The sequence below is a fragment of the Streptomyces sp. NPDC043726 genome (genome assembly GCF_056436565.1).
Window position 1 is genome coordinate 522,725 of the sequence record NZ_JBWKCI010000003.1, and the last position, 26,013, is coordinate 548,737.

The window sequence follows — 26,013 nt, forward strand, 5'->3', positions numbered from 1 at the left end:
GAATGAGTGACGCGAACGGAGCGCGCATAAGACTCACGTAAGTTATCGGGCCCCACTGACACACCAGTAGTCAGGAGGGGCTCTGTGGCATTGATGTGACACTTACCGGCGCTCAAAGCGGGCCATAGCCACAGCAACCGCTCCGTAGATAACGGCGACCGTTACCACCAACGGCACCGAGCGGCCGTCCGGCGGCAGTATCAGGGCGGCCACTCCGGCGGCGCTGACGAAGGCGACGTTGAACAGGACGTCGTAGAAGGAGAAAACCCGGCCGCGGAAGCCGTCCTCGACTGAGGACTGGACGATGGTGTCCGTGGCGATCTTCGCGCCCTGCGTGCTCAGTCCCAGCACGAACGCGGCCGCCAGCATGGGGGCCGTGGCGAACGGCAGCCCCAACGCCGGTTCCAGCACGGCGGCGACGCCGGCGCACACCACGATCCAGCGCCCGGGACCGAGCCGTCGTGCCGCCCACGGCGTCAGCACGGCCGCCACGAAGAATCCGGCGCCGGAGATGCCCAACGCCAGCCCCAGCAGGGCGAGTCCCTCGTCCGTGGTGGTGGAGAAGGAGTACCGGCAGAGCATCAGCAGCATCACCAGCAGGGCGCCGTAGCAGAAGCGCATCAGGGTCATCGCGGCCAGCGCCCAGGTCGCCTCCCTGCGGGCCGGCGCCGCCAGATGACGTACCGCCGACCCCAGATCGCGCGCGGTCTCGGCCAGGGCCGTGCGCAGCCCGGGCCGCACCAACTCCCGGTCGGGGCCCAGCAGATCCCGTGACATCCGCAGCGAGGCCAGCGCCGCGCAGAGATACAGGGCCGCGCCGAGCAGCACGACGGCGGCGTCGGAGTCCGACACCAACAGTCGTACGACGAAGGCGAGACCGCCGCCCAGTGTCGCCGCGAGTGTTCCGGCTGTCGGGGAGAGGGAGTTGGCCATCACCAGTCGCTCCTCGTCGACCACGCGCGGGAGGGCCGCGGACAGGCCGGACAGGACGAAGCGGTTGACGGCGGTGACGCACAGGGCGGAGGCGTAGAACAGCCAGTCCGGGACCTGGCTGACCATCAGGACGGCTGTGGCGCAGGCCAGCAGGGCGCGCAGGAGGCTGCCGTAGAGGAAGACCTGGCGGCGTTCCCAGCGGTCGAGGAGGACACCGGCGAAGGGGCCGACGAGGGAGTACGGCAGGAGCAGGACCGCCATCGCGGAGGCGATCGCGGCGGGCGAGGTCTGCTTCTCGGGGGAGAAGACGACGTAGGTGGCGAGCGCGACCTGATAGACGCCGTCGGCGCCCTGGGAGAGCAGCCGGAGGGCGAGCAGGCGCCTGAAGTTCCGAAAACGCAGCAGGACGCGCAGGTCGCGGGCGACGGACATGGGGCTCAGCCTCACATACGGGAAGGTCCCCGGGCCGTATGACCCGGGGACCCTTCTCGGCCCTGGCAGGAGCAGATTCGAGGAGCGGCCTGCTTAGCGCTCGACCTCGCCCTTGATGAACTTCTCGACGTTCTCGAAGGCCTCGTCGTCGAAGTACTGCACCGGCGGGGACTTCATGAAGTACGAGGACGCCGACAGGATCGGGCCACCGATGCCACGGTCCTTGGCGATCTTCGCAGCGCGGAGGGCGTCGATGATGACACCCGCGGAGTTCGGGGAGTCCCAGACCTCGAGCTTGTACTCCAGGTTCAGGGGGACGTCACCGAACGCGCGGCCCTCGAGGCGGACGTAGGCCCACTTGCGGTCGTCGAGCCACGCGACGTAGTCGGACGGGCCGATGTGGACGTTCTTCTCGCCGAGGTCCCGGTCGGGGATCTGCGAGGTGACTGCCTGCGTCTTGGAGATCTTCTTGGACTCGAGGCGGTCCCGCTCGAGCATGTTCTTGAAGTCCATGTTGCCGCCGACGTTCAGCTGCATGGTGCGCTCCAGGCGCACGCCACGGTCCTCGAACAGCTTCGCCATGACGCGGTGCGTGATGGTGGCGCCGACCTGCGACTTGATGTCGTCACCGACGATCGGGACGCCCGCCTCGGTGAACTTGTCCGCCCACTCCTTGGTGCCGGCGATGAAGACCGGGAGGGCGTTGACGAAGGCGACCTTGGCGTCGATGGCGCACTGGGCGTAGAACTTCGCCGCGTCCTCGGAGCCGACGGGCAGGTAGCAGACGAGGACGTCGACCTGCTTGTCCTTGAGGATCTGGACGACGTCGACCGGCTCCTCGGCGGACTCCTCGATGGTCTGGCGGTAGTACTTGCCGAGACCGTCGAGGGTGTGGCCGCGCTGGACGGTCACACCGGAGTGCGGCACGTCGCAGATCTTGATGGTGTTGTTCTCGGAGGCGCCGATGGCGTCAGCGAGGTCGAGGCCGACCTTCTTCGCGTCGACGTCGAAGGCCGCGACGAACTCCACGTCACCGACGTGGTAGTCGCCGAACTGGACGTGCATGAGGCCCGGGACCTTGGACGCCGGGTCGGCGTCCTTGTAGTACTCGACGCCCTGCACCAGCGACGCGGCGCAGTTGCCCACGCCGACGATGGCTACGCGAACCGAACCCATTCCGGTTGCTCCCTGTGTGTACGAGTGAGGCTCTGAGTGAGCGCTCACGTGGCGGTGTCGTCGGGCGTATCCGTCCCGGGGTCGTCCCCGGGTCGGGGCAGGCCGCCCGTCGATCCATGTGTGGTGTCCTGCTGAGCGGGCCCCCCGGTGGCGGACCCCTTGAGGTCCCTCCCGGCCCGCTCGCTCTCGATGAGCTCGTTCAGCCAGCGCACTTCGCGCTCCACGGACTCCATGCCGTGGCGCTGGAGCTCAAGCGTGTAGTCGTCGAGGCGCTCCCGGGTGCGCGCCAGGGAGGCGCGCATCTTCTCCAGACGCTCCTCCAGGCGGCTGCGTCGGCCCTCCAGCACGCGCATGCGGACATCGCGCGAGGTCTGCCCGAAGAAGGCGAACCGGGCGGCGAAGTGCTCGTCCTCGTACGCGTCGGGGCCGGTCTGGGAGAGCAGATCCTCGAAGTGCTCCTTACCTTCCGCCGTCAACCTGTAGACGATCTTGGCGCGGCGGCCGGCGAGGGACGCTGCGAGGGCGTCCTCGGGGGCGTTCCCCGGCTCCTCGATCAACCAGCCGTTGGCGACCAGCGTCTTGAGGCAGGGGTAGAGGGTTCCGTAGCTGAACGCCCGGAACACGCCCAGTGACGTGTTGAGTCGTTTGCGCAGCTCATAGCCGTGCATCGGGGACTCGCGGAGCAGGCCGAGTACGGCGAACTCAAGGATCCCGGAACGCCGGCTCATCCTCTCGCCTCCTCGTGCTTATCTCGCGCTGATGTATCGACTCGATACATCAAGACGATAGAACGGCCTTCCGGATGCGACAAGAGGGAGGATGGTGAACGGGATCACATCACTGATTCATGGGATGCGATGTGCCTGATTTGGGGTGAACTTCGGGGCTAGGCAGGTTTTGACGGTGCGTAGTCTGTGCGCCATGCACACCACCGGGAACCAAGTGACGTCTGGGGGCGTCGTCGTCCTCGGTGCAGTACGGGTGAATGCGGAAGCGACCACATCCGTACTTCGGGGGGACCGGAAACCTGCCGCCGTTTCCAGGCGCGTCACACGGGTGCGCCTGCCCTAGGAGTAATCGTTCGATGAGCGAGCACCGTCGCAAACCGCCGCAGCCGCAGGAAGGCGGACGTGCCGCGGCCCGACGCGGCCAGCCCGGCCCGTCCTCCGGCCGCCGCGCGGCTCCGCGAGGCGCCACCGGGTCTCCCGCCGACTCCTATGGGACGAGTTCCCATGGGTCGGTCCCCCACGGGTCGGGTGGTGAGGAGCGTCCGTTCGGCGGCCGCGCCGAAGCCCGCCGTGCCGCCCAGCGAAGCGGGGGCGGACGCCGTAGAGCAGCCGAGCCCGGCGGGGGCGGCCGACGCGGCGCTCCGGGCGGCCCGACCGGTCCCGGCAGGGGCAGGGGACGGGCCACGGCTCCCGGCAAGAAGCGGATCATCGACTATCCGCGCGCGGGCAAGTACGGCTGGCGCCGCTGGATGCCCTCCTGGAAGCTCGTGTCCGGACTGTGCCTGGGCTTCTTCGGCAGCCTGGTGGCCATCGCGGGCATCGGCTACGCGATGGTGGGCGTTCCGGAGGTGGCCAAGACCGCCGAGGCCCAGAACAACGTCTTCTACTGGTCCGACGGCTCGCAGATGGTCGCCACGGGTGGTGAGACCAACCGCCAGATCGTGGAGCTCGACCAGATCCCCGAGGACATGCGCAACGCGGTCATCTCCCAGGAGAACAAGACCTTCTACACCGACAGCGGCATCGACCCCAAGGGCATCGCCCGGGCCGTGCTGAACATGGCACGGGGCGGCGAGACACAGGGTGGTTCCACCATCACCCAGCAGTTCGTCAAGAACGCGATGCTGGACGACCAGTCCCAGACGATCTCCCGCAAGTTCCAGGAGATCATGGTGTCGGTCAAGGTGGGCGCCAAGTTGTCCAAGGACGACATCCTGGCCGGCTACCTGAACTCCGCGTACTACGGCCGTGGCGCCTACGGCATCCAGGCCGCCTCGCGGGCGTACTTCAACAAGGACTCGATCGACCTCAACGCCGGGCAGTGCGCCTTCCTTTCGGCCATGCTCAAGGGCGCCACGTACTACGACCCCGCGGGCGCGACGTCCATCGACCAGGCCGCGACGCCCGAGGCGAACACCAAGCGGGCCACGATCCAGATGCAGGACACCCTGGACAAGATGGTCGAGTACGGCCACCTCAGCGCCTCCGAGCGGGACAAGTACACCGAGCTTCCGAGGGTCCAGAACCCCCGCTCCAACACCGCGCTGAGCGGCCAGGTCGGCTATCTCGTCGACCTCGCCAAGGCGTACGTGGTCAACAACACGAACATCACCCCCGAAGATCTGCAGCAGGGCGGCTACTCGATCTACACGACCTTCGACAAGAAGAAGGTCAAGGAACTCGAGTCCGCGGTGAAGAAGGTCGAGAAGGCCAACATCGATCCCAAGAAGCGCCCGAAGACGGACACGCACGTCCAGTTCGGCGGGGCTTCGGTGGACCCGGAGACGGGTGCCATCAGGGCGATCTACGGCGGTTCGGACGCGACCAAGCACTTCACCAACAACGCCGATGTCACCGGCGCCCAGGTCGGTTCGACGTTCAAGCCGTTCGTCCTCGCGGCGGCGATGAAGTGGGGCGTCCGTGACCCGGAGGGTGGTGAGACGCAGGCACAGGACGAGCGGACCAAGGTCTCCCCGAAGAGCCTGTACAGCGGCCAGAACGACCTCAAGATCAAGAACTACGACGGGTCGGTCTGGCAGGACGACAAGGGCAAGGAGTGGCTCCAGGCCAACGACGGCGACGAGTCGCTCGGCGACCCGCCGAACTACCAGATCGACCTGCGCACGGCGATGCAGTTCTCGGCGAACTCCGCCTTCGTGCAGCTCGGCATGGACGTCGGCCTGGACAAGGTGAAGGAGGCCGCGGTCGACGCGGGCATCAAGGAGGACACCCTGACGGGTACCACCTTCCCGTCCTTCTCCATCGGCATCTCCGAGCCCAGTGCGATCCGCATGGCGGGCTCGTACGCCACCTTCGCGGCCAGCGGCAAGCAGCGCGATCCGTACTCCGTGACCGAGGTCAAGAGCGCGGACGGCACGGTCTACAAGCACAAGGACGAGACGAAGCAGGCCTTCACCGCCCAGGTGGCCGACAACGTCACGGACGTCCTGAAGACCGTGGTCGAGAAGGGTACGGGTACCAACGCCCAGCTGACGGGCCGCGAGGTCGCCGGCAAGACCGGTACGACCGACGGCAACAAGTCGGCCTGGTTCGTCGGGTACACCCCGCAGCTGTCGACCGCGATCAGCATGTTCCGGTACCCGGACGACGAGACGGTCAAGAACCGCAAGTTCCTGGAGATGTACGGCACGGGTGACCAGGAATCGATCCACGGCGCCTCGTTCCCGGCCGAGATCTGGCACGACTACATGGAACAGGCGCTGAAGGGCGAGCCGGCGAAGGCCTTCCCCACCCCGGAGCCCATCGGCGAGGTCATCAACGACGTCCCGTCCCCGACGCCCACTCCCACGCCCACGGAGACGGAGGAGGCCAGTCCGACGCCGAGCCCGACGCCGACCAGGACCAAGCCCAATCCGAAGCCCTCGGAGACCGTGCCGGACTGCGGGTTCTTCGGCTGCGAGGAGACCGGCGGGACCGACACCGGCGGTACTGACGGAGGCGTGACGACGTCGCCGTCGCCGACGGAGACCGGGGACACCGGAGACAACAACGGCAACGGCAACGGCAATGGAGGCCTCTTCGGCGGCAATACCGGCTAGCCCGAGCGGCCGGGAACGCGGAGGGTGTCCGATTCGGCGCCCTATCGCCCGGCGCGGGTGTTTCACGTGAAACATGGGCCGTCGCACCGACCAGGTGCGGCGGCCCACGGCGTGTTCCCAGGCGCGTACGGCAGGATGTGCCCCATGCCCAGCGCAGAGACGACGCGAGCGAGCGTGCACGAGCCGGACCCGGTACGGCCCACCAAGGACGACGAGGTGGCCCGCAGCGGCAGTGAGCTGATCGGCGGCCCCGTCGGACGGTTCGCCCTGCTGGGGACGTCGTGGTGGACCCCCGTGCGGATCATCGCGCTCGTCGCGATCGGCATGTTCGCCCTCGGCCTGGTCCAGAAGGCGCCCTGCTACAACGGCGCCTGGTTCTTCGGCGCCAGCTCGCAGTACACGCACGCCTGCTACTCCGACATCCCGCACCTCTACCAGGGGCGTGGCTTCGCGGACGGTCTTGTGCCGTACTTCGACAAGCTCTCCGGCGATATGGAGTACCTCGAGTACCCGGTGCTCACCGGCGTGTTCATGGAGGTGGCGTCCTGGCTCACACCGGGCAGCGGCAGCATCCAGCACCAGGAGCAGTGGTACTGGATGGTCAACGCGGGGATGCTGATGGCCTGCGCGGCCGTCATCGCCGTCTGTGTGACCCGTACGCACGCCCGGCGCCCCTGGGACGGACTGCTGGTCGCGCTGGCACCGGCCTTCGCGCTGACCGCGACCATCAACTGGGACCTGCTGGCCGTCGCCCTGACGGCCGCCGCGATGCTGATGTGGTCGCGGGGCCGTTCCGTCGCCTTCGGCGTCCTCCTGGGGCTCGCCACGGCCGCCAAGCTCTATCCTGTCTTCCTGCTCGGCGCGCTGTTCGTGCTGTGCTGGCGCGCGGGCAAGTGGCGGGACTTCGGCAAGGCGCTGGGCGCCACAGTGATCGCCTGGGTCGTCGTGAACGGGCCGGTGATGCTGCTCGCCTTCGACGGCTGGTCGAAGTTCTACACGTTCAGCCAGGAGCGGGGAGTCGACTTCGGGTCCTTCTGGCTGATCCTGGCCCAGAACTCCAGCGACCCGCTGAGCACCGACACCGTCAACACCTTCGCCACGCTGCTGATGCTGCTGTGCTGTGCCGGGGTCGCCGCGCTCGCGCTCACCGCCCCGCGCCGGCCGCGTTTCGCCCAGCTCGCGTTCCTGATCGTCGCGGCGTTCATCCTCACCAACAAGGTCTACTCCCCGCAGTACGTCCTGTGGCTGATCCCGCTGGCCGCGCTGGCCCGTCCGAAGTGGCGTGACTTCCTGATCTGGCAGGCCTGCGAGGTGGCGTACTTCCTGGGGATCTGGATGTACCTCGCGTACACGACCAGCGGAGACGCCCACAAGGGACTGCCGACCGACGGCTACCACTGGGCCATCGGCGTGCACCTGCTCGGCACGCTGTACCTGTGCGCCGTGGTCGTCCGCGACATCCTCATGCCCGAGCGGGACGTGGTGCGCCGGGCGGGCGACGACGATCCCTCGGGCGGGGTGCTCGACGGGGCGGAGGACGCCTTCGTGTTCGGGGCCGCGGCCCATCCCCCCAAGCACGCGGCCCACTTCGACGGGCCGCAGGTGGAGTGGGGCGGCCCGGAGGACCGTTCGCTCTGAGCGAACGAGGGCTGGGGGGGCGTAGGAGAGGCGCTGGGGGACGCGAGAGGCCGTGCACGGGAGAACCGTGCACGGCCTTCTTGTTGCCTTGTGGAGGCGGCCTTGTGAGGGCGCGTTGTGGGGCGGCCTTGTGGGGGGCGGCCCTGTGCCTTTTGCGGTGACGCTCAGCGGTCGACGATGCGGTCGAACTGGGTGGTGGTGTGGCGCAGATGGGCCACCAGCTCGTCGCCGACCTTCGGCTCCGGGGCGTCCGACGGGACGAACAGGATGGAGACCTGCATGTGCGGCGGCTCGGCGAACCAGCGCTGCTTGCCGCCCCAGACGAACGGAGAAAGGTTCCGGTTGACCGTGGCGAGGCCGGCCCGGGCGACGCCCTTGGCGCGCGGCATGACGCCGTGCAGCGCCTTGGGGGCCTCCAGACCCACCCCGTGCGAGGTTCCGCCCGCCACGACGACCAGGAAGCCGTCGGAGGCCGCCTTCTGCTGCCGGTAGCCGAAGCGGTCGCCCTTGGAGACGCGGGTGACGTCCAGGACCGCGCCGCCGTACTGCGTGGCGTCGTGGTCCCCCAGCCACAGCCGGGTGCCGATACGGGCCCGGAAGCGGGTCTGCGGGAACTGCTGCTGCAGGCGGGCCAGTTCCTCGGCCTTGAGGTGGCTGACGAACATCGTGTGCAGCGGCAGGCGGGCCGCGCGCAGCCGGTCCATCCAGCCGATGACCTCCTCGACGGCGTCCGAGCCGTCGGTGCGGTCCAGGGGCAGGTGGATGGCGAAGCCCTCCAGCCGGACGTTCTCTATGGCGGCGTGCAACTGCGCCAGTTCCTGCTCGCTCACGCCGTGCCGCTTCATCGAGGACATCACCTCGATGACGACCCGGGCCCCCACGAGGCCGTACACGCCATCGATCGAGGACACCGAGCGGATGACCCGGTCGGGCAGCGGGACGGGCTCCTCGCCGCGCCGGTACGGCGTCAGCACCAGCAGGTCGCCGCCGAACCAGTCCTTGATGCGCGCGGCCTCGTACGTCGTGCCCACGGCGAGGACGTCCGAGCCCAGCCGGGTGGCCTCCTCCGCCAGACGTTCGTGTCCGAAGCCGTAGCCGTTGCCCTTGCAGACCGGGACGAGGCCCGGGAACTGCTCCTGCACGTGCTTGTGGTGCGCCCGCCAGCGCGCGGTGTCGACGTAGAGCGTGAGCGCCATGGCCGGACCTGGAACCTTTCTGGTGGCTGCGGTGTATCAGAGGTATGGAAGCTATCGAAGCAAATGCCCGTGGTTCGGCACCCGTCCGTGACTCAGCGGCGCGACATGTAGATGTCGAGCGCCTTGTGGAGCAGCTTGTTGAGCGGGAAGTCCCACTCGCCGAGGTACTCGGCCGCCTGGCCGCCGGTGCCCACCTTGAACTGGATCAGGCCGAAGAGGTGGTCGGACTCGTCCAGCGAGTCGGAGATGCCGCGCAGGTCGTAGACGGTCGCGCCGAGCGCGTAGGCGTCGCGCAGCATCCGCCACTGCATCGCGTTCGAGGGCCGGACCTCACGGCCGATGTTGTCGGAGGCGCCGTAGGAGTACCAGACGTGTCCGCCGACCACCAGCATCGTCGCGGCGGCCAGGTTCACGCCGTTGTGCCGGGCGAAGTACAGCCGCATGCGGTTGGGGTCCTCGGTGTTGAGGGCCGTCCACATGCGCTGGAAGTACCCCAGCGGGCGGGGCCGGAAGTGGTCGCGCACGGCCGTGATCTCGTACAGCCGCTGCCATTCCTCGAGGTCGTGGTAACCGCCCTGGACGACCTCGACGCCGGCCTTCTCGGCCTTCTTGATGTTGCGGCGCCACAGCTGGTTGAAGTTCTTGTGGACCTCTTCCAGGGACCGGTTGGCCAGCGGCACCTGGTAGACGTAGCGGGGCTGCACGTCGCCGAAGCCGGCGCCGCCGTCCTCGCCCTGCTGCCAGCCCATACGGCGGAGCTTGTCGGCGACCTCGAAGGCGCGCGGCTCGATGAAGTCGGCCTCGATGTCGCGCAGCCGCTTCACGTCCGGGTTCTGGATGCCGGCCTTGATGGAGCCCGCCTCCCAGCGCCGGATGATCACCGGCGGGCCCATCTTCACGGAGAAGGCGCCCTGCTGCTTCAGGTGCGCGAGCATCGGTTCCAGCCAGTCGGTCAGATTCGGCGCGAACCAGTTGATGACCGGGCCCTCGGGCAGATAGGCGAGGTAACGCTTGATCTTGGGCAGCTGCCGGTAGAGGACCAGGCCCGCGCCGACCATCTCGCCGGTACGGTCGTCGAACCACCCGAGGTTCTCGGAGCGCCACTCCGCCTTGACGTCAGCCCAGGCCGGAACCTGCATGTGGCTCGCCGCCGGCAGGCTCTGGATGTAGGCCAGATGCTGCTCGCGACTGATCGTCCTCAGGGTCAGGCTCATTCGGGGCGCTCCTCGGGCTGGTGTGTCCCCATGGGTTCAGGGGCTCCGGCTCTCGCGCCGAAGCCTACTGCGCCTCGCGAGCGGCCCGACCGGGCGTACGGAAGCTTCGCCCCGGCCTGTCGGCCGCCGGGGCGCTGTGGGATGGGGTCGGAGGGGTGCGGGGAGAGTGGCTACGGCCTCAGCCGACGACCCCGCCGAAGAGGCCTCCGTGCGCCATGCCCAGGAAGAAGCCGATGGCCGAGGCGCCCAGGCCCAGGATCAGGCCGAAGCGTTCCCGCGTCGTCTCCGAGACCCACTGGCCGTAGGCGCCGGTGGCGATTCCCACCAGGCCGGTCCAGGAGCTGAGCAGATGCAGGTCGTGGAACATCGCCGTGACGAAGGAAATGACGCCCAGCACCAGGGTCACCGCGAGCAGGGTGTCCTGGAGGGGGTGAGGTTTCCCGTCCGTGGCGAAGAGGCCTCCGACGGTGTTGGGTCGCATTGTCTGTGCCATAGGGCACCTCCTGCGGAAGGCGGCGCATCGTAGCGCCATACACACCCGATGTATCCAGATTGTCGGCGTTCACGGCCGGATTTCAACCGGAAGCGGGTGTGCGGGTACTCTGTACCGTCTGCAGCCGTGTCTGCCCATGCCACGACCAGGGACTTCCGAGAGGGACCCCGATTGTCAGTGGCGGCGGATACCGTTGCGTACGCATCACAACCCTCCTGCCACGGAACGACCGTGGCCGCTGAGTCCAAAGGAGGTGGGTTCCACATGCGTCACTACGAGGTGATGGTCATCCTCGACCCCGATCTGGAGGAGCGCGCTGTCGCCCCCCTGATCGAGAACTTCCTCTCCGTCGTCCGTGAGGGCAACGGCAAGGTGGAGAAGGTCGACACCTGGGGCCGTCGTCGTCTCGCGTACGAGATCAAGAAGAAGCCCGAGGGCATCTACTCGGTCATCGACCTGCAGGCCGAGCCTGCGGTCGTCAAGGAGCTCGACCGCCAGATGAACCTGAACGAGTCGGTCCTCCGGACCAAGGTCCTCCGCCCCGAGACCCACTGAGCTTCCGCTCAGCCGATCTCGGGATTCGAGTAGCAGCACAAGCAGCCAGCAGCAAACCCGCCGAGAGGTTCCCCCATGGCAGGCGAGACCGTCATCACGGTCGTCGGCAATCTTGTCGATGACCCCGAGCTGCGCTTCACCCCTTCCGGTGCGGCGGTCGCGAAGTTCCGTGTCGCGTCCACTCCCCGCACCTTCGACCGTCAGACCAACGAGTGGAAGGACGGCGAGAGCCTGTTCCTGACCTGCTCGGTCTGGCGTCAGGCGGCGGAGAACGTCGCCGAGTCGCTCCAGCGAGGCATGCGCGTCATCGTGCAGGGCCGGCTGAAGCAGCGGTCCTACGAGGACCGTGAGGGCGTCAAGCGCACGGTCTACGAGCTGGACGTCGAGGAAGTCGGCGCCAGCCTGCGCAACGCCACGGCCAAGGTCACCAAGACCGCCGGCCGCGGTGGCCAGGGCGGTGGCTTCGGCGGCGGTGGCGGTGGCGGCCAGGGTGGCGGCGGCTGGGGCGGTGGCCCCGGCGGCGGTCAGCAGGGCGGCGGCGCTCCCGCCGACGACCCGTGGGCGACCGGCGCTCCCGCCGGTGGCCAGCAGGGCGGCGGCGGTGGCTGGGGTGGAAACTCCGGCGGCGGTGGCGGCGGTGGCGGCTACTCGGACGAGCCCCCCTTCTAGATCCCCGGGCCTTGTGCCCGTTGATCGAGGGCGGGTCGTATCCCAAACTTCTTGATCACACAGGAGAAACACCATGGCGAAGCCGCCTGTGCGCAAGCCGAAGAAGAAGGTCTGCGCTTTCTGCAAGGACAAGGTCACGTACGTGGACTACAAGGACACGAACATGCTGCGGAAGTTCATTTCCGACCGCGGCAAGATCCGTGCCCGCCGCGTGACCGGCAACTGCACGCAGCACCAGCGTGACGTCGCCACGGCCGTGAAGAACAGCCGTGAGATGGCGCTGCTGCCCTACACGTCCACCGCGCGATAAGGGAAGGGTGACCGAAACATGAAGATCATCCTCACCCACGAGGTCTCCGGCCTCGGTGCCGCGGGCGACGTCGTCGACGTCAAGGACGGCTACGCTCGCAACTACCTGATCCCGCGGAACTTCGCGATCCGTTGGACCAAGGGTGGCGAGAAGGACGTCGAGCAGATCCGTCGTGCTCGCAAGATCCACGAGATCCAGACCATCGAGCAGGCCAACTCTGTGAAGGCCCAGCTCGAGGGCGTCAAGGTCCGTCTGGCCGTCCGCTCCGGCGACGCCGGTCGTCTCTTCGGTTCCGTCACCCCGGCCGACATCGCCTCGGCGATCAAGGCTTCCGGTGGCCCCGAGGTCGACAAGCGCCGCATCGAGCTGACCGCTCCGATCAAGACCCTGGGCGCCCACGAGACGTCCGTGCGTCTGCACCCCGAGGTTGCCGCCAAGGTCAACATCGAGGTCGTCGCGGCCTGACGCTGCGCTCGGTTCGAGCAGTCTGTGAGAAGGGGTCGTACCCGCAGGGGTGCGGCCCCTTCCGCCTGTCCGAGGGCGCGTTGCTCGGGGGCGTGGTGTTCGGGACGTGGTGTTCGGGGCGTGGTCCAGCGGGGCCATGTTTCACGTGAAACGTCGGTTTCACGTGAAACGGTCAGCGCGTCGCGCCGGTGACCAGCCAGCGGCCCGATCGGGTCCGCAGCCAGAGCGTCAGCATGCGTACCGTCATCATCAGTGTCATGGCGGCCCACAGGGCCGTGAGTCCACCGCCCAGGACGGGGACGAGCAGGGCGACCGGAGTGAAGACCGCCAAGGTGATCACCATCGCCCCTGCCAGATAGGGACCGTCCCCGGCGCCCATGAGGACTCCGTCCAGGGTGAACACCACACCGGAGATCGGCTGGGACAGGGCGACGATCACCAGAGCGGGCAGAGCGGCGTCCTTGACCATGGGGTCGCTGGTGAACAGGGGCAGGAACAGCGGGCGGGAGAGCAGGACCAGCAGGCCGAGCACGATTCCGACCGCTATGCCCCACTCCACCATGCGGCGGCACGCCTGACGGGCGCCCTCGGCGTCACCGGCTCCCAGATAGCGTCCGATGATGGCCTGGCCGGCGATCGCGATGGCGTCGAGGGCGAAGGCCAGCAGGCTCCACAGCGACAGGATGATCTGGTGCGCGGCGATGTCGGCATCGCCCAGGCGGGCGGCGACCGCGGTGGCGATCATCAGGATCGCCCGCAGCGACAGCGTGCGTACGAGCAGCGGGACACCGGCCTGGGCGGAGGCCTTGATGCCGGCCGCGTCGGGGCGCAGCGAGGCCTGGTGCTCGCGGGCTCCCCGGACGACGACCACGAGATAGGCCGCGGCCATGCCCCACTGGGCGAGGACGGTGCCCCAGGCGGAGCCCGCGATGCCGAGGTCGGCGCCGTAGACGAGGCCGACATTGAGGGCGGCGTTGGCGACGAAGCCCGCGCCGGCGACGTAGAGCGGTGTCCTCGTGTCCTGGAGGCCCCGCAGGACGCCGGTGGCGGCGAGCACGACGAGCATGGCCGGGATGCCGAGGGCCGAGATTCTCAGATAGGTGGTCGCGTAGGGGGCGGCTGTGTCGGAGGCGCCGAAGAGGTCCACGAGGAACGGGGCCGACGGCAGGACGAGGGCGATGACGGCGACGCCGAGGACGACGGCCAGCCAAATGCCGTCCATGCCCTGGCGGATGGCGGCCCGGAGATCGCCCGCTCCGACACGGCGGGCGACGGCCGCGGTGGTGGCGTAGGCCAGGAAGACGAAGATGCTCACGGCGGTCACCAGGAGCGCGGAGGCGATGCCGAGACCGGCGAGCTGGGCGGTGCCGAGGTGGCCGACGATCGCGCTGTCGGCGATGACGAACAGGGGCTCGGCGACCAGGGCACCGAAGGCCGGGACGGCCAGGGCGACGATCTCTCGATCGTGCCGACGGCGGATGGCCTTGGGGGTCGCGGGAGCCTGTGTCATGAGCACTAATCTAATCGTCCACAGGTAAGAGATGCAATCGGTCACTGACCCTTACTCGACGTCTGGGGATGTGTGCTTTCGCATACCGTTCGATGTGATCTTGGGCCGACTGGGGAAGTTTTTCTTCTGCACAGCCGGTGGACGGGAAAAGTGCAGGTCAGGGCCAGTGCTCCGGAAATGGGCGCAGCTTGTTCACAGGGCTGTCCACCGTGTCGTGCACAGGTTTTGCGGAGTTCTCCACAGCATCCGGGCCGTCGTCCACATGGCCTGTGGATAACCAGATTGGCTGACGGTGGCCGGGGGCCTACCGTGGTCCGGCGCCCGCTCCGTCCGTCGGCCGTGAAAACGGCACAAAACCGACGCGCTAGAAACGGAGTTGGGCTTCTCGTTTTGTCAGTGCCGTGCCGTAGAACAGAGAGGCACGGCGAGGTCCGCTCGGCGGACGGGAGGAGGTGGCTCGGTGAGCATTTCCGAGCCCTTGGACGACCCGTGGGCCGACAGCGGGCCCAGTGATCGTCTGCCCGCTTCCCGGCGCCGCGGTGACGGAGGCCGGGGCCGCGACGAGCAGCACGACCGCGGCCGGGAGAACGGCGAGTGGGACGGCGGCGGTTCGGCCTTCGAGCGGGTGCCGCCCCAGGACCTCGACGCGGAGCAGTCCGTCCTCGGCGGCATGCTCCTGTCCAAGGACGCCATCGCGGACGTGGTCGAGGTCCTCAAGGGCCACGACTTCTACAAGCCCGCACACGAGACGATCTTCCAGGCGATCCTCGACGTCTACGCCAAGGGCGAGCCGGCCGACCCGATCACCATCGCCGCCGAACTCACCAAACGGGGTGAGATCAACAAGGTCGGCGGCGCCTCCTATCTGCACACCCTGGTCCAGACGGTCCCGACGGCGGCGAACGCCGAGTACTACGCCGAGATCGTGCACGAGCGGGCCGTCCTGCGCCGCCTCGTCGAGGCCGGCACCCGCATCACCCAGATGGGATACGCGGCGGACGACGACGTCGACGAGATCGTCAATCGCGCCCAGGCCGAGATCTACGCGGTCACCGAGCAGCGCACCAGCGAGGACTACCTCCCGCTCGGCGACATCATGGAGGGCGCGCTCGACGAGATCGAGGCGATCGGCTCGCGCACCGGCGAGATGACCGGTGTGCCGACCGGCTTCACCGACCTCGACTCGCTCACCAACGGTCTGCACCCTGGCCAGATGATCGTCATCGCGGCCCGTCCCGCCATGGGTAAGTCCACACTCGCCCTGGACTTCGCGCGGGCGGCGTCGATCAAGCACAACCTCGCGAGCGTCATCTTCTCCCTCGAAATGGGGCGCAACGAGATCGCGATGCGTCTGCTGTCGGCCGAGGCGCGGGTCGCCCTGCACCACATGCGCTCCGGCACCATGACGGACGAGGACTGGACGCGCCTCGCGCGCCGGATGCCCGAGGTCTCGGCCGCACCCCTCTACATCGACGACTCCCCGAACCTGTCGATGATGGAGATCCGCGCGAAGTGCCGTCGGCTGAAGCAGCGAAACGACATCAAGCTCGTGATCATCGACTATCTGCAACTGATGCAGTCCGGTGGCTCCAAGCGATCCGAGAGCCGTCAGCAGGAGGTCTCGGACATGTCCCGAAACCTCAAGCTGCTGGCCAAGGAGCTGGAGGTCCCGGTGATCGCGCTCTCCCAGCTCAACCGTGGACCCGAGCAGCGCACGGACAAGAAGCCGATGGTGTCCGACCTGCGTGAGTCCGGCTCCATCGAGCAGGACGCGGACATGGTCATCCTGCTGCACCGTGAGGACGCCTACGAGAAGGAGTCCCCGCGCGCGGGCGAGGCGGACATCATCGTCGGCAAGCACCGTAACGGTCCGACGGCGACGATCACCGTGGCCTTCCAGGGCCACTACTCCCGCTTCGTCGACATGGCACAGACCTGATCCACCGGCACTTATGCGCTCGACTCCCCGAGGTCGCTCGGGGTGGACTGGGGGCATGACGACATCTCAGGAAGAGTTGCTGCCCGGTACGCGACGGGCGCTGCTGCACCGGATCGCCGTGGCCCAGTCCGAGGGGCGTGCGCCCTCGCTGGTCGCGACGGTCGTACGGGACGGGCGGGTGGTGTGGCACGGGGCCCGCACCTCGGTCGAGGGGCACGGGCCGGACGAGAACGTGCAGTACCGGATCGGCTCGATCACCAAGACCTTCACGGCCGTTCTGGTGCTGCGGCTGCGCGACGAGGGGCTGCTCGACCTCGGCGACCCGTTGGAGAAGCATCTGCCCGGGACGGGAGCGGGGGAGGCCACCGTCGCCGAACTCCTCGCCCATACGGGCGGCCTGGCCGCGGAGTCCCCGGGCCCCTGGTGGGAGCGGACGCCCGGTTCGTTGCGGCCCGAGCTCTCCGACGTGCTGGGCGAACAGCCCCTCCTGCATCCCGTCGGCCGCCGCCACCACTACTCCAACCCCGGCTACACCCTGCTGGGCGCGCTGGTGGAGAAGCTCCGCGGGGAGCCCTGGGAGGACGTGCTGCGGCGTGAAGTGCTCGAACCCCTGGGCCTGAACCGCACGAGCGGGCGGCCGCAGGCGCCGCACGCGGGTGGCTGGGCGGTGCACCCCTGGGCCGATGTGATGCTTCCGGAACCCTCGGAGGACCTCGGGCGGATGGCTCCGGCCGGGCAACTGTGGTCCACGACGGCCGACTTGGCGCGGTTCGCCGTGTTCCTGGCCAAGGGGGACGACCGGGTGCTGAGCGCGGCGACCGTACGGGAGATGCGCACGCCCGCCGCGCCCGGCGAGGCCGCGGACGTCACCGACGGGGCCGCGTACGGGCTGGGACTGCAGATCCAGCACCGGCACGGCCGCCTGCTCGCGGGGCACGCGGGATCGTTGCCCGGCTTCCTGGCGAGCCTGCTCTTCAGCGAGAGCGACGACGTCGCGGCGGTGGTGCTCGCCAACTGCACCTCGGGACCGCCGCTCTCCCTGGTCGCCGCCGACCTCGTACGCATCGTGGCCGAGGCGGAGCCGCGGATCCCCGAGCCCTGGCGGCCGCTGACCGAAGCCGATCCGGCCGTGCTGGAGTTGGCGGGGCAGTGGTACTGGGGGACGTACGGCTTCGCGCTGAGGGTGACGGCCGACGGGCTCGTCTCGCTGGAGCCGCTGTCCGGCACCGGCCGTCGTTCGCGGTTCCGGGCGAACGGCGACGGTACGTGGACCGGACTGGAGGGCTATTACGCCGGAGAGCGCCTGGAGGCCGTACGGCGGCCTGACGGGAGCGTGAGCCACCTCGACCTCGGGTCGTTCGTGTTCACGCGTCAGCCGTACGACGAGGGGGCTCCGGTGCCGGGTGGGGTGGACCCGGACGGGTGGAGCGGCATCAAGTAGTCAGGGGGCGCCCTGTTTCACGTGAAACAGGGCGCCGGTGTCCGTCACAGGGCCGGTGTCCGTCACAGGGCCGGTGTCCGTCACAGGGTGAGCTTGAAGCCCACGTGGGAGGCCGTGAATCCGAGCCGCTCGTAGAAGCGGTGGGCGTCGGTGCGGGAGGCGTCCGACGTCAGCTGGACCAGGCGGCAGTCCTGGCGCCGGGACTCCTCGACCGCCCATTCGATGAACTGCGTGCCCAGACCGCTGCCCCGCTCGTCGGCGTGGATGCGGACGGCCTCGATGATCGAGCGGGTCGCGCCCTTGCGGGAGAGCCCGGGGATGATCGTGAGCTGGAGGGTGCCGACCACCTGTCCTTCGCGCTCGGCCACCACGAGGTGCTGGTTGGGATCGCGGCGCAGGCGTTCCAGGGCCGGCAGGTAAGGGGTCAGATCGTCGGGTGACTCACGCTGGGCGCCCAGCGGGTCGTCGGCCAGCATCGCGACGATCGCCGGAAGGTCGTCGGCGACGGCGGGACGTATTTCGAGGTCTCCCATGGTGCTCAGCCTATGCGGGCGGCCGAACGCGGGCGGGGCCGGTCGGCCGGCCCTCCTCCGGGGGCTTCAGCTCAGGCCGCAATTGCCGTCGCTTGCAAATATAAGGCGCACGCAAGTATTGTGGGGTCACGTAAAGCTCTCCTGCAATCTTCTGGAAGGTGGCACCCCCCATGCCGCTCGCCCTCCTGGCCCTGGCGATCGGGGCCTTCGGAATCGGAACCACGGAGTTCGTGATCATGGGCCTGCTGCCCGAGGTCGCGGGTGACTTCGGGGTCTCCATCCCCACCGCCGGCCTGCTGGTGACCGGCTACGCGCTCGGTGTGGTGGCCGGAGCACCGCTGATGACCGTCCTCGGCACCAAGGTCTCCCGCAAGCGGATGCTGATGCTGCTGATGGGCCTGTTCATCGCCGGGAACCTGCTGTCCGCGCTCGCGCCCACCTTCTCCGTCATGCTGATCGGCCGGGTGGTCGCCTCGCTCGCCCACGGCGCCTTCTTCGGCATCGGTTCGGTCGTCGCCGCCGAGCTGGTCGCCCCGGACAAGAAGGCCGGCGCCATCGCGATGATGTTCACCGGCCTCACCGTCGCCAACGTGGTCGGTGTCCCGCTCGGCACCTTCGTCGGACAGTCCATCGGCTGGCGCGTCACCTTCGGGATCGTCGCCGCCCTCGGGGTGATCGGTCTCGCCGGGATCGCCCGGCTCGTCCCCGAGATGCCCAGGCCGGAAGGCGTACGGCTGCGTCATGAGCTGGCCGCCTTCAAGAACGCCCAGGTGTTGCTCGCGATGGCGATGACCGTCCTCGGCTTCGGCGGGGTCTTCGCCGCGATCACCTACATCGCGCCGATGATGACCCACGTCGCCGGTTTCGCCGACGGCTCGGTCACCTGGCTGCTGGTCCTCTTCGGGCTCGGGATGGTCGGCGGCAACCTCGTCGGCGGCAGGTTCGCCGACCGTGCCCTGATGCCCCTGCTGTACGTCTCGCTGGGCGCCCTCGCCGTCGTGCTGGCCCTGTTCACCCTCACCGCACACCACAAGGTCCTCGCGGCCGTCACGATCGCGCTCATCGGCGCCCTGGGCTTCGCCACCGTCCCGCCGCTGCAGAAGCGCGTCCTGGACCAGGCCCACGGTGCCCCGACCCTGGCCTCCGCGGTCAACATCGGCGCCTTCAACCTCGGCAACGCGCTCTCGGCGTGGCTCGGCGGCCTCGTCATCGCGGGCGGCCTCGGCTACACCTCCCCCAACTGGGTCGGAGCCGCTCTCGCCGCAGCCGCGCTGCTCCTGGCCGTCCTCTCGGCGGCCCTGGAGCGCAGGGACCGCGGGCCCAGCGCGGTCGTGGCCGGATCCGCGCCGGCCGAAGCCCTCGCCCACCACTGACCGACCTGGAAACGCCGGTTCCCGAACCCCACGGGAACCGGCGTCGTCGTGCCCGCGAGGCTCATCCCGCCGCCACCGTCAGCGGGGCGAACCGGCGCGTCCAGTCCCCGGGCAGCTCCGGGATGCCGTACGTCATCACCGAGTTGAAGGCGACCGAGGCCAGGCCCCGCTCCTTGGCCCAGCTCAGCAGCTCTTCGTGCCGTACGTCGATGTCGGTGCGCAGGGGGCGGTCGGTGTGGGTGGCCAGGGAGGCGATCAGGGCCTGAGCGGTCCTCGTGTCCTGGGCGATCAGCGGTCCCACGACATGGGTGTCCATGTTGGGCCAGGCGGCCGCGTACCCGGTGATCCGGCCGTCCTCCTCGGCGACCCTCAGATGGTCGGCGAAGGCGGGGAGCCGGGTGATGAGCGGGGTGCGGTCGGAGCCGAAGACCTCTTCGTCGAGCCGGAGGATCGCGGTGAGGTCCTCGGCGGTGGCCGCACGGGTGGGGATCGCCGACTCCGGTCCTCGGGGCGTGAAGTGCCCGCGCAGCATCTCCGCCCGGCCGGTGGCCTTGAAGCCGAGCTCCTCGTAGAGCGGGCGGCCGTTCGGCGTCGCGTGGAGGGTGAGAGGGGTGGTGCCGTACGCCGCCAGGACGTGCCGCATCAGTCGACGTCCGATGCCCTGACGGGCGTGCCGTTCGGCGACCAGCACCATGCCGACGGCCGCAAGATCGGGGGCGTCGTGAGGGCCGTAGCGGGTGACCACACAGGCACTCACGAGTCCGCCCTCGGGGTCGTCGATTCCGTACCCCCTGCCCGCGGTGAGGAGGAAGCCCCACTTGTGTTCCTCGCGGGGCCACCCCCGGTTCTCGGACAGGTCGGCGCAGGCGGTGAGGTCGCGCGGCGTCAGACGGCGGATGGGCAGAGCGGCGGGCGAAGGAGTCGGCACGCAGGTCAGGCTGTCCGACCGGCGGGCTCGCCGTCCACCTGTTTCCGAGGAGACGTGCGAGCTTTTGGCCACGTAGTACGGCAGCGACCGAGGCGGCCCGCGGGCGCGGGCCGTTTCACGTGAAACCTTCGCATCTGTACCGACCACCGTGCGGCGAACGCTGGTCGGTCTCCGACCGGTCACGCGACTCCCCGCTGCCTGGGCAGGGATCTGGGGGAAGCCTGTGAATTGGTGCGGCGCGCCCGGCAATTGAACGAGAACGCGGCTTCGCCCCTGGTCAATCGGTGACCGGGGAAGGGGGGACTTGTGTGCGCGGCGCTGGCCGGTAGGGTCGACTCCGGTTCGCATCCGGGACGGAACTCCGGGACCGGCACACACGAGTCGTGCGAACCGCGAGCAGGGCACGGCAGCCTAACGGGACGGAGAGATCGAAGACCCGCATTTACGCCTATGCGGCCGGGGTATGCGTGCCCGGTGGAATGCTGCGGAGAGAGAACTGCGGCCAATGTCACACTCTTCCCTTACTTGTCCGTACACGGTGTGGATACGGGTTGAATGTGGCCGCAGTGGCCAGGGCGACGAACGGGAAAGCAAGCCGTCCGCGGGGAAAGCAGGCAGCTTCCGGACGCGGAAGTGCGCAGACCGACCGAAAGATGTTCGAGGCGAGGCACACACCATGGACGCTCCGACGACCACGTCGGCCGACAACGGCACTTCCGGCGGGGGCGGCTGGTTCACGCCCCACCAGCAGCCGTCGCCGGACCAGGGCAGCGCGCCGGAGCCGGCCCGGCCCTCGGAGCCCGCGGCCTCCCCGACCGAACCCCGTGTCCCCGTCCAGCGCTCGGATCAGGCGCCCTCGGGCCGGCCGTTCCCGGGCCGTGCCCACTCGGACCAGCCCTTCCCGGGCCACGCCCCCTCGGGCCCGCAGCCCCCAAGCCCCGCACCCTCCGGCCCGGCACACTCGGCCCCGGCTCAGCAGGCCTCCCCGGACGCCGTCCTCGTGCGCCGGACGATGGCCGAGGTCGGCCCCGTCGCCGACAAGGTGACGTCGTACTTCTACGCGCTGCTCTTCGTGCGCCACCCCGACCTGCGCTCCCTCTTCCCGGCCGCGATGGACACCCAACGGGACCGGCTGCTCAAGGCGCTGCTCACGGCCGCCGAGCACATCGACAACACCGAGGTCCTGGTCGCGTATCTGCAGAACCTCGGCCGGGGCCACCGCAAGTACGGCACCCGCGCCGAGCACTACCCGGCGGTGGGCGAGTGCCTCATCGGCGCGCTGAGCAGGTACGCCTCGGCCGTCTGGGACGCGGAGACGGAGGCGGCCTGGGTCCGGACGTACACGACGATCTCGCAGGTGATGATCGACGCGGCGGCCGCGGACGGGCTGCGCGCTCCCGCCTGGTGGTACGCGGAGGTCGTCGCGCACGACCTGAGGACTCCGGACGTCGCGGTCGTCACCGTCCGCCCGGACCAGCCCTACCCCTTCCTCGCCGGGCAGTACACGAGCCTGGAGACGCCCTGGTGGCCGCGGATATGGCGGCACTACTCCTTCGCCTCGGCGCCCCGCTCCGACGGCCTGCTGTCGTTCCATGTGAAGGCGGTCCCGGCGGGGTGGGTGTCGAACGCGCTGGTGCACCGGGCCCGCCCCGGCGACATCGTCCGGCTCGGTCCGCCGGCCGGTTCGATGACCGTGGACCACACGACCGACAGCGGACTGCTCTGCCTGGGCGGCGGCACCGGCATAGCCCCCATCAAGGCGCTCGTCGAGGACGTGGCCGAGCACGGCGAGCGGCGCCCGGTCGAGGTGTTCTACGGCGCCCGCAGCGACCACGACCTGTACGACATCGACACGATGCTCAGGCTCCAGCAGTCCCACCCCTGGCTGGCGGTCCGCCCGGTGGTGGACCGGCACGGACTGGTCCAGCTTCCCGACGCCATCCGGGAGTTCGGTCCCTGGTACGAGTACGACGCCTATGTGTCGGGGCCACCTGGGATGATCCGCAGCGGTGTGGACGTCCTCAGGGACATCGGCGTCCCCTCGGAGCGCATACGCCATGACGCGCTGGAGGAACTCGCCGCCGTCGGGGGCTGAGCTCAGCCCAGGTCCGGTGCGTGCATCGCCCGTACGCCCTCGATGTTGCCGTCCAGATAGTGGCGCAGCGACAGCGGGACGAGGTGGACGGAGGCGATGCCGACGCGGGTGAACGGCACCCGCACGATCTCGTACTCGCCCACCGGCTCGTCGACCTCAGGGCCGTGCCGCAGGGACGGGTCCATGGACTCCAGACGGCAGACGAAGAAGTGCTGCACCTTCACTCCGGTCGCGCCGCCGTCCTCGCCGATGTGCTCGACGGTGTCGACGAAACAGGGCACCACATCGATGACCTTGGCGCCGAGCTCCTCGTACACCTCGCGGTGCAGAGCCTCCACCACGGTCGTGTCCGTGGGCTCGACCCCGCCGCCGGGAGTGAGCCAGTAAGGATCCATGCCCGGCTTGGTGCGCTTGATCAGGATCAGGTCGTCACCGTCCAGCAGAACGGCGCGGGCGGTGCGCTTGACCACGGGTCGGACGGTCATGGAGGAAATGTGGCCCGGCTGGTTCCACGTGAAACATCGCGAAACGTCACGAGGTGAGCTCTACGGGTGACGGCCGGGGGCGTGGGCCTCAGCACCACTCCGCCGCCGACTGCAACAGCCACTCATGGGCACGCGCGATGTGCGGCATCGCCAGCGTGCCGGTGCGCACCACCAGGAAGTACGTCCGCAGCGGCGGCACCGCGGGTTCGTGCAGGGCGACGACCTCACCGCGCTCCAGCGCGGGCGCGCAGAGATAGCGGGGCAGCACCGCGAGCCCGGCGCCCGCGACCGCGCAGGCCAGCACCGCGCGCAGATCGGGCACGATGACGGTTCCCGCGACGGCCGGGCGCGAGTCGAAGACAGAGGCCCAGTAGCGCGAGACGAAGGGCAGCGACTCGTGCACCTCGATCACCGGAACACCCTCCGGCGCGGGCGCGCCATTGCGGCGGGGCGCTCCGGAACCGATCTTCTCGGCCCAGCGCGGGGCCGCGAGCAGGACGTGCACTTCGTCGCAGAGCGGAGTCGCGGTGAGCAGAGCGCCCCGCGGACGGGCCGTGGTGATGGCCAGATCATGATGTCCGGCGGCCAACCCCTCCAGCGTCTCCTCGGCGTTGCCGAAGGAGGCCCGCAGCGCGAAGCCCCGGCCGTCCTCGCCGGTCAGCTCGGTGAGCGCGGGCAGCGCCCGTTCCGCGGTGAACTCGGGAGGCCCCGCGAGATGCAGGGTCCGCACCGAGGACTCGTCGTCCAGGCCGGTCTCGGTGATCTCGACCAGGGCGTCCAGGTGCGGCGCGGCCTTGTGCGCGAGTTCGTCGCCGATGGTCGTCGGGGTCACGCCCCTGGCCTGGCGGAGGAACAGCGGGCGGCCCAGCTGCCGTTCGAGGGTCCGGATCTGGGAGGTCACGGCGGGCTGGGAGAGGCCCAGCAGGGCGGCGGCGCGGGTGAAGGAGCCGGCCCGGTGCACCGTCACGAAGGTGCGCAGCAAGGCCAAGTCCATGGCACACCCTCCCCTTCTCCGCCCTCCCTCAGCCCCCCGGCCGCGCCCAACTATAAATAAGTCGATAGGTCTCTGTCGCTACTGTGATTGGACACTGACACAGAGTCAACTAGCCTTGTTCGCGCGGTTCTTCGCGCGCGGAACCGAGGACGGTCCGAGCCACGAGGGGGGAGGCTCGGACCGTCCGTCGAGCGTAGGCGTACCCCTCATCGAGCTGTCCGGTGCGCGGACTCGTCCAGCGCACGCAGCACGTCCGCCACCAGGTCCTCGGGGTCCTCCGCACCGACCGAGAGCCTGATGAAGCCCTCCGGTACCGCGTCCCCTCCCCAGCGCCCGCGCCGCTCCGCCGTGGACCGCACTCCGCCGAAGCTGGTCGCGTCGTCCACGAGCCGCAGCGCGTCGAGAAAACGGTCGGCACGCGCGCGTGAGGGGAGCGTGAAGGAGACCACGCACCCATGGCGGCGCATCTGCCGTACGGCGGTCGCGTGCGCCGGGTCGTCCGGCAGCCCCGGGTAGCGCACCCCGAGCTCCTCCGGCCAGTCCCGCAGCGCCTCGGCGACCGCGAGGGCGGTGGCGTTCTGCCGGTCCACCCGCAACTGGAGCGTGGCCAGGGACCGGTGCGCGAGCCACGCCTCCATGGGACCGGGGATGGCGCCGACGATCTTGCGCCAGCGGCGGACGGCGGCCATCGGCTCGCCGCCGCGTCCACAGACGTATCCGAGGAGGATGTCGCCGTGCCCGGTGAGCTGCTTGGTGCCGCTCGCCACCGAGAAGTCGGCGCCGAGCTCCAGCGGGCGCTGCCCGAGCGGTGTGGCGAGTGTGTTGTCCACGGCGACGAGAGCGCCACGCGCGTGCGCCGCCTCGACGAGCCGCCGGATGTCGCAGACGTCCAGGCCCGGGTTGGAGGGCGTCTCGATCCACAGCAGCCGTGCGCCGTCGAGGACGTCGAGCTGGGCGTCGCCGCCCGTCGGCGCGGTGCGCACCTCGACGCCGTACGCCTCCAGTTGCTCGCGCACCAGGGGCAGCGCCTGGTAGCCGTCGCTGGGCAGCACGACCGCCTCCCCGGCGCGCAGCTGCGAGAAGAGGACGGAGGAGACGGCGGCCATCCCGGAGGCGAAGACGAGCGTCTCGACGCCTTCCTCGTCCGGCGCCTCCAACTCGCCCACGGCCCGTTCCAGACGGGTCCAGGTCGGGTTCTCGTCGCGGCCGTAGGTGTACGGCCCGGTGGGGTCGCCCGGGAGATGGAAGTGGGCCGCGAACACCGGCCCCGGCAGCGTGGGCTCGTACTTGACCGGCTCGGGCAGACCGGCACGCACCGCGCGCGTGCCGTCGCCCGGGCCCCGCGCGGGCTCGCTCATGCCGCCCGCTCCTCCGCCTTCTCGCGCACCGCGGCGAGCAGCCCGGTGCTCGCCGCCTCGACCATCGCCAGACACTCCTCGAAGCCCTCCATGCCCCCGTAGTAGGGATCGGGGACGTCGAGATCGTCGTCGGCGGTGGGGTCGTACGAGCGCAACAGCCGTACCTTCGCCGCGTCCTGCTCGGTCGGGGCGAGCCGGCGCAGCGCCTTCAGGTGCCCCTCGTCGAGCGCCACGACCAGGTCCAGGCAGGCGAACCAGGAGGCCTGGAACTGCCGTGCGGTGTGCCCGCCCTCGTAGCCGTTCGCCTCCAGCACGGCGACCGTGCGCGGGTCGGCCGGGTCGCCCTCGTGCCAGCCGCCCGTGCCGGCGCTGTCGATCTCGACCAGGCCGTCGAGGCCGGCCTCCGCCACGCGCGCCCGGAAGACGGACTCGGCCATCGGGGAGCGGCAGATGTTGCCCGTGCAGACGAAGCAGACGCGGTACGACATC

The 26,013-nt window shown here is 69.4% G+C and carries 23 protein-coding genes; 10 read left to right on the forward strand and 13 right to left on the reverse strand.

The features are described 5' to 3' along the window. Window positions 1-102 precede the first annotated feature (102 nt). The 3 genes from AC068Z_RS11315 to AC068Z_RS11325 all read right to left on the reverse strand — a co-directional run bounded on the left by AC068Z_RS11315 (window position 103) and on the right by AC068Z_RS11325 (window position 3,269). The gene (locus tag AC068Z_RS11315; protein ID WP_478554376.1) at window positions 103-1,365 is read right to left on the reverse strand and encodes an MFS transporter; all 1,263 of its coding nucleotides are present in this window, start codon (window positions 1,363-1,365) and stop codon (window positions 103-105) included. Between the two features lie 93 nt (window positions 1,366-1,458). Then, a complete protein-coding gene (locus AC068Z_RS11320) occupies window positions 1,459-2,541 on the reverse strand; it encodes an inositol-3-phosphate synthase (protein ID WP_451718164.1) in 1,083 nt (360 codons plus the stop codon). A gap of 44 nt (window positions 2,542-2,585) precedes the next feature. Further along, the gene (locus tag AC068Z_RS11325; protein WP_478554377.1) at window positions 2,586-3,269 is read right to left on the reverse strand and encodes a PadR family transcriptional regulator; all 684 of its coding nucleotides are present in this window, start codon (window positions 3,267-3,269) and stop codon (window positions 2,586-2,588) included. Between the two features lie 356 nt (window positions 3,270-3,625). On the opposite strand from AC068Z_RS11325, the gene AC068Z_RS11330 reads away from it, so the two are divergent. Together AC068Z_RS11330 and AC068Z_RS11335 are read left to right on the forward strand one after the other, a co-directional pair. Beyond that, window positions 3,626-6,328 carry a transglycosylase domain-containing protein gene (locus tag AC068Z_RS11330; protein ID WP_478554378.1) on the forward strand — a complete coding sequence of 901 codons (2,703 nt, stop codon included), beginning with the start codon at window positions 3,626-3,628 and terminating at the stop codon, window positions 6,326-6,328. Between the two features lie 144 nt (window positions 6,329-6,472). Then, window positions 6,473-7,966: a glycosyltransferase family 87 protein gene (locus tag AC068Z_RS11335; protein ID WP_478554379.1), complete on the forward strand. Its 1,494-nt coding sequence runs from the start codon at window positions 6,473-6,475 to the stop codon at window positions 7,964-7,966. Between the two features lie 164 nt (window positions 7,967-8,130). On the opposite strand, the gene AC068Z_RS11340 is transcribed toward AC068Z_RS11335, so the two are convergent. The 3 genes from AC068Z_RS11340 to AC068Z_RS11350 all read right to left on the reverse strand — a co-directional run bounded on the left by AC068Z_RS11340 (window position 8,131) and on the right by AC068Z_RS11350 (window position 10,869). Further along, window positions 8,131-9,162, reverse strand: coding sequence for an alanine racemase (locus tag AC068Z_RS11340; protein WP_478554380.1), 1,032 nt, complete (start codon window positions 9,160-9,162; stop codon window positions 8,131-8,133). A gap of 92 nt (window positions 9,163-9,254) precedes the next feature. Then, complete coding sequence (gene femX, locus AC068Z_RS11345; protein WP_451718152.1) at window positions 9,255-10,376, reverse strand: peptidoglycan bridge formation glycyltransferase FemX; 1,122 nt, start codon at window positions 10,374-10,376, stop codon at window positions 9,255-9,257. Between the two features lie 178 nt (window positions 10,377-10,554). Further along, the gene (locus AC068Z_RS11350; RefSeq protein WP_478554381.1) at window positions 10,555-10,869 is read right to left on the reverse strand and encodes a hypothetical protein; all 315 of its coding nucleotides are present in this window, start codon (window positions 10,867-10,869) and stop codon (window positions 10,555-10,557) included. 264 nt (window positions 10,870-11,133) lie between these two features. On the opposite strand from AC068Z_RS11350, the gene rpsF reads away from it, so the two are divergent. The 4 genes from rpsF (at window position 11,134) to rplI (ending at window position 12,868) form a co-directional block, all read left to right on the forward strand. Then, on the forward strand, window positions 11,134-11,424 hold the full coding sequence (gene rpsF / locus AC068Z_RS11355) for a 30S ribosomal protein S6 (protein ID WP_003956532.1): 291 nt from the start codon (window positions 11,134-11,136) through the stop codon (window positions 11,422-11,424). Between the two features lie 75 nt (window positions 11,425-11,499). After that, the gene (locus AC068Z_RS11360; RefSeq protein ID WP_478554382.1) at window positions 11,500-12,093 is read left to right on the forward strand and encodes a single-stranded DNA-binding protein; all 594 of its coding nucleotides are present in this window, start codon (window positions 11,500-11,502) and stop codon (window positions 12,091-12,093) included. Window positions 12,094-12,166: 73 nt separating this feature from the next. Beyond that, window positions 12,167-12,403 carry a 30S ribosomal protein S18 gene (gene rpsR, locus AC068Z_RS11365; RefSeq protein WP_003949403.1) on the forward strand — a complete coding sequence of 79 codons (237 nt, stop codon included), beginning with the start codon at window positions 12,167-12,169 and terminating at the stop codon, window positions 12,401-12,403. An 18-nt stretch (window positions 12,404-12,421) separates the two neighbouring features. Next, window positions 12,422-12,868 (forward strand): 50S ribosomal protein L9, encoded by a 447-nt coding sequence (rplI, locus tag AC068Z_RS11370; RefSeq protein WP_478554383.1) that lies wholly within the window; start codon window positions 12,422-12,424, stop codon window positions 12,866-12,868. A gap of 172 nt (window positions 12,869-13,040) precedes the next feature. On the opposite strand, the gene AC068Z_RS11375 is transcribed toward rplI, so the two are convergent. Continuing rightward, window positions 13,041-14,378, reverse strand: coding sequence for an MATE family efflux transporter (locus AC068Z_RS11375; protein ID WP_478554384.1), 1,338 nt, complete (start codon window positions 14,376-14,378; stop codon window positions 13,041-13,043). 460 nt (window positions 14,379-14,838) lie between these two features. On the opposite strand from AC068Z_RS11375, the gene dnaB reads away from it, so the two are divergent. Continuing rightward, window positions 14,839-16,317 (forward strand): replicative DNA helicase, encoded by a 1,479-nt coding sequence (dnaB, locus tag AC068Z_RS11380; protein ID WP_015659280.1) that lies wholly within the window; start codon window positions 14,839-14,841, stop codon window positions 16,315-16,317. A 55-nt stretch (window positions 16,318-16,372) separates the two neighbouring features. Further along, window positions 16,373-17,758 (forward strand): serine hydrolase domain-containing protein, encoded by a 1,386-nt coding sequence (locus AC068Z_RS11385; RefSeq protein ID WP_478554385.1) that lies wholly within the window; start codon window positions 16,373-16,375, stop codon window positions 17,756-17,758. An 80-nt stretch (window positions 17,759-17,838) separates the two neighbouring features. On the opposite strand, the gene AC068Z_RS11390 is transcribed toward AC068Z_RS11385, so the two are convergent. Then, the gene (locus AC068Z_RS11390) at window positions 17,839-18,291 is read right to left on the reverse strand and encodes an N-acetyltransferase family protein (protein WP_478554386.1); all 453 of its coding nucleotides are present in this window, start codon (window positions 18,289-18,291) and stop codon (window positions 17,839-17,841) included. A 170-nt stretch (window positions 18,292-18,461) separates the two neighbouring features. On the opposite strand from AC068Z_RS11390, the gene AC068Z_RS11395 reads away from it, so the two are divergent. Next, window positions 18,462-19,664: an MFS transporter gene (locus AC068Z_RS11395; protein WP_478554387.1), complete on the forward strand. Its 1,203-nt coding sequence runs from the start codon at window positions 18,462-18,464 to the stop codon at window positions 19,662-19,664. A 61-nt stretch (window positions 19,665-19,725) separates the two neighbouring features. Here AC068Z_RS11395 and AC068Z_RS11400 read toward each other — a convergent pair whose 3' ends face one another. Beyond that, window positions 19,726-20,592, reverse strand: coding sequence for a GNAT family N-acetyltransferase (locus AC068Z_RS11400; protein WP_478554388.1), 867 nt, complete (start codon window positions 20,590-20,592; stop codon window positions 19,726-19,728). Window positions 20,593-21,268: 676 nt separating this feature from the next. On the opposite strand from AC068Z_RS11400, the gene AC068Z_RS11405 reads away from it, so the two are divergent. Next, the gene (locus AC068Z_RS11405) at window positions 21,269-22,687 is read left to right on the forward strand and encodes a globin domain-containing protein (protein WP_478554389.1); all 1,419 of its coding nucleotides are present in this window, start codon (window positions 21,269-21,271) and stop codon (window positions 22,685-22,687) included. 2 nt (window positions 22,688-22,689) lie between these two features. On the opposite strand, the gene AC068Z_RS11410 is transcribed toward AC068Z_RS11405, so the two are convergent. The 4 genes from AC068Z_RS11410 to AC068Z_RS11425 form a co-directional block, all read right to left on the reverse strand. Then, a complete protein-coding gene (locus tag AC068Z_RS11410) occupies window positions 22,690-23,172 on the reverse strand; it encodes an NUDIX domain-containing protein (RefSeq protein WP_478554390.1) in 483 nt (160 codons plus the stop codon). 88 nt (window positions 23,173-23,260) lie between these two features. Next, window positions 23,261-24,166 (reverse strand): LysR family transcriptional regulator, encoded by a 906-nt coding sequence (locus AC068Z_RS11415; RefSeq protein ID WP_478554391.1) that lies wholly within the window; start codon window positions 24,164-24,166, stop codon window positions 23,261-23,263. 206 nt (window positions 24,167-24,372) lie between these two features. Further along, window positions 24,373-25,524 (reverse strand): cystathionine gamma-lyase, encoded by a 1,152-nt coding sequence (locus AC068Z_RS11420; RefSeq protein ID WP_478554392.1) that lies wholly within the window; start codon window positions 25,522-25,524, stop codon window positions 24,373-24,375. Then, window positions 25,521-26,012 carry a low molecular weight protein-tyrosine-phosphatase gene (locus tag AC068Z_RS11425; protein ID WP_478554393.1) on the reverse strand — a complete coding sequence of 164 codons (492 nt, stop codon included), beginning with the start codon at window positions 26,010-26,012 and terminating at the stop codon, window positions 25,521-25,523. Before AC068Z_RS11425 ends, AC068Z_RS11420 begins: the two co-directional genes overlap by 4 nt. Window position 26,013: the final 1 nt, after the last annotated feature.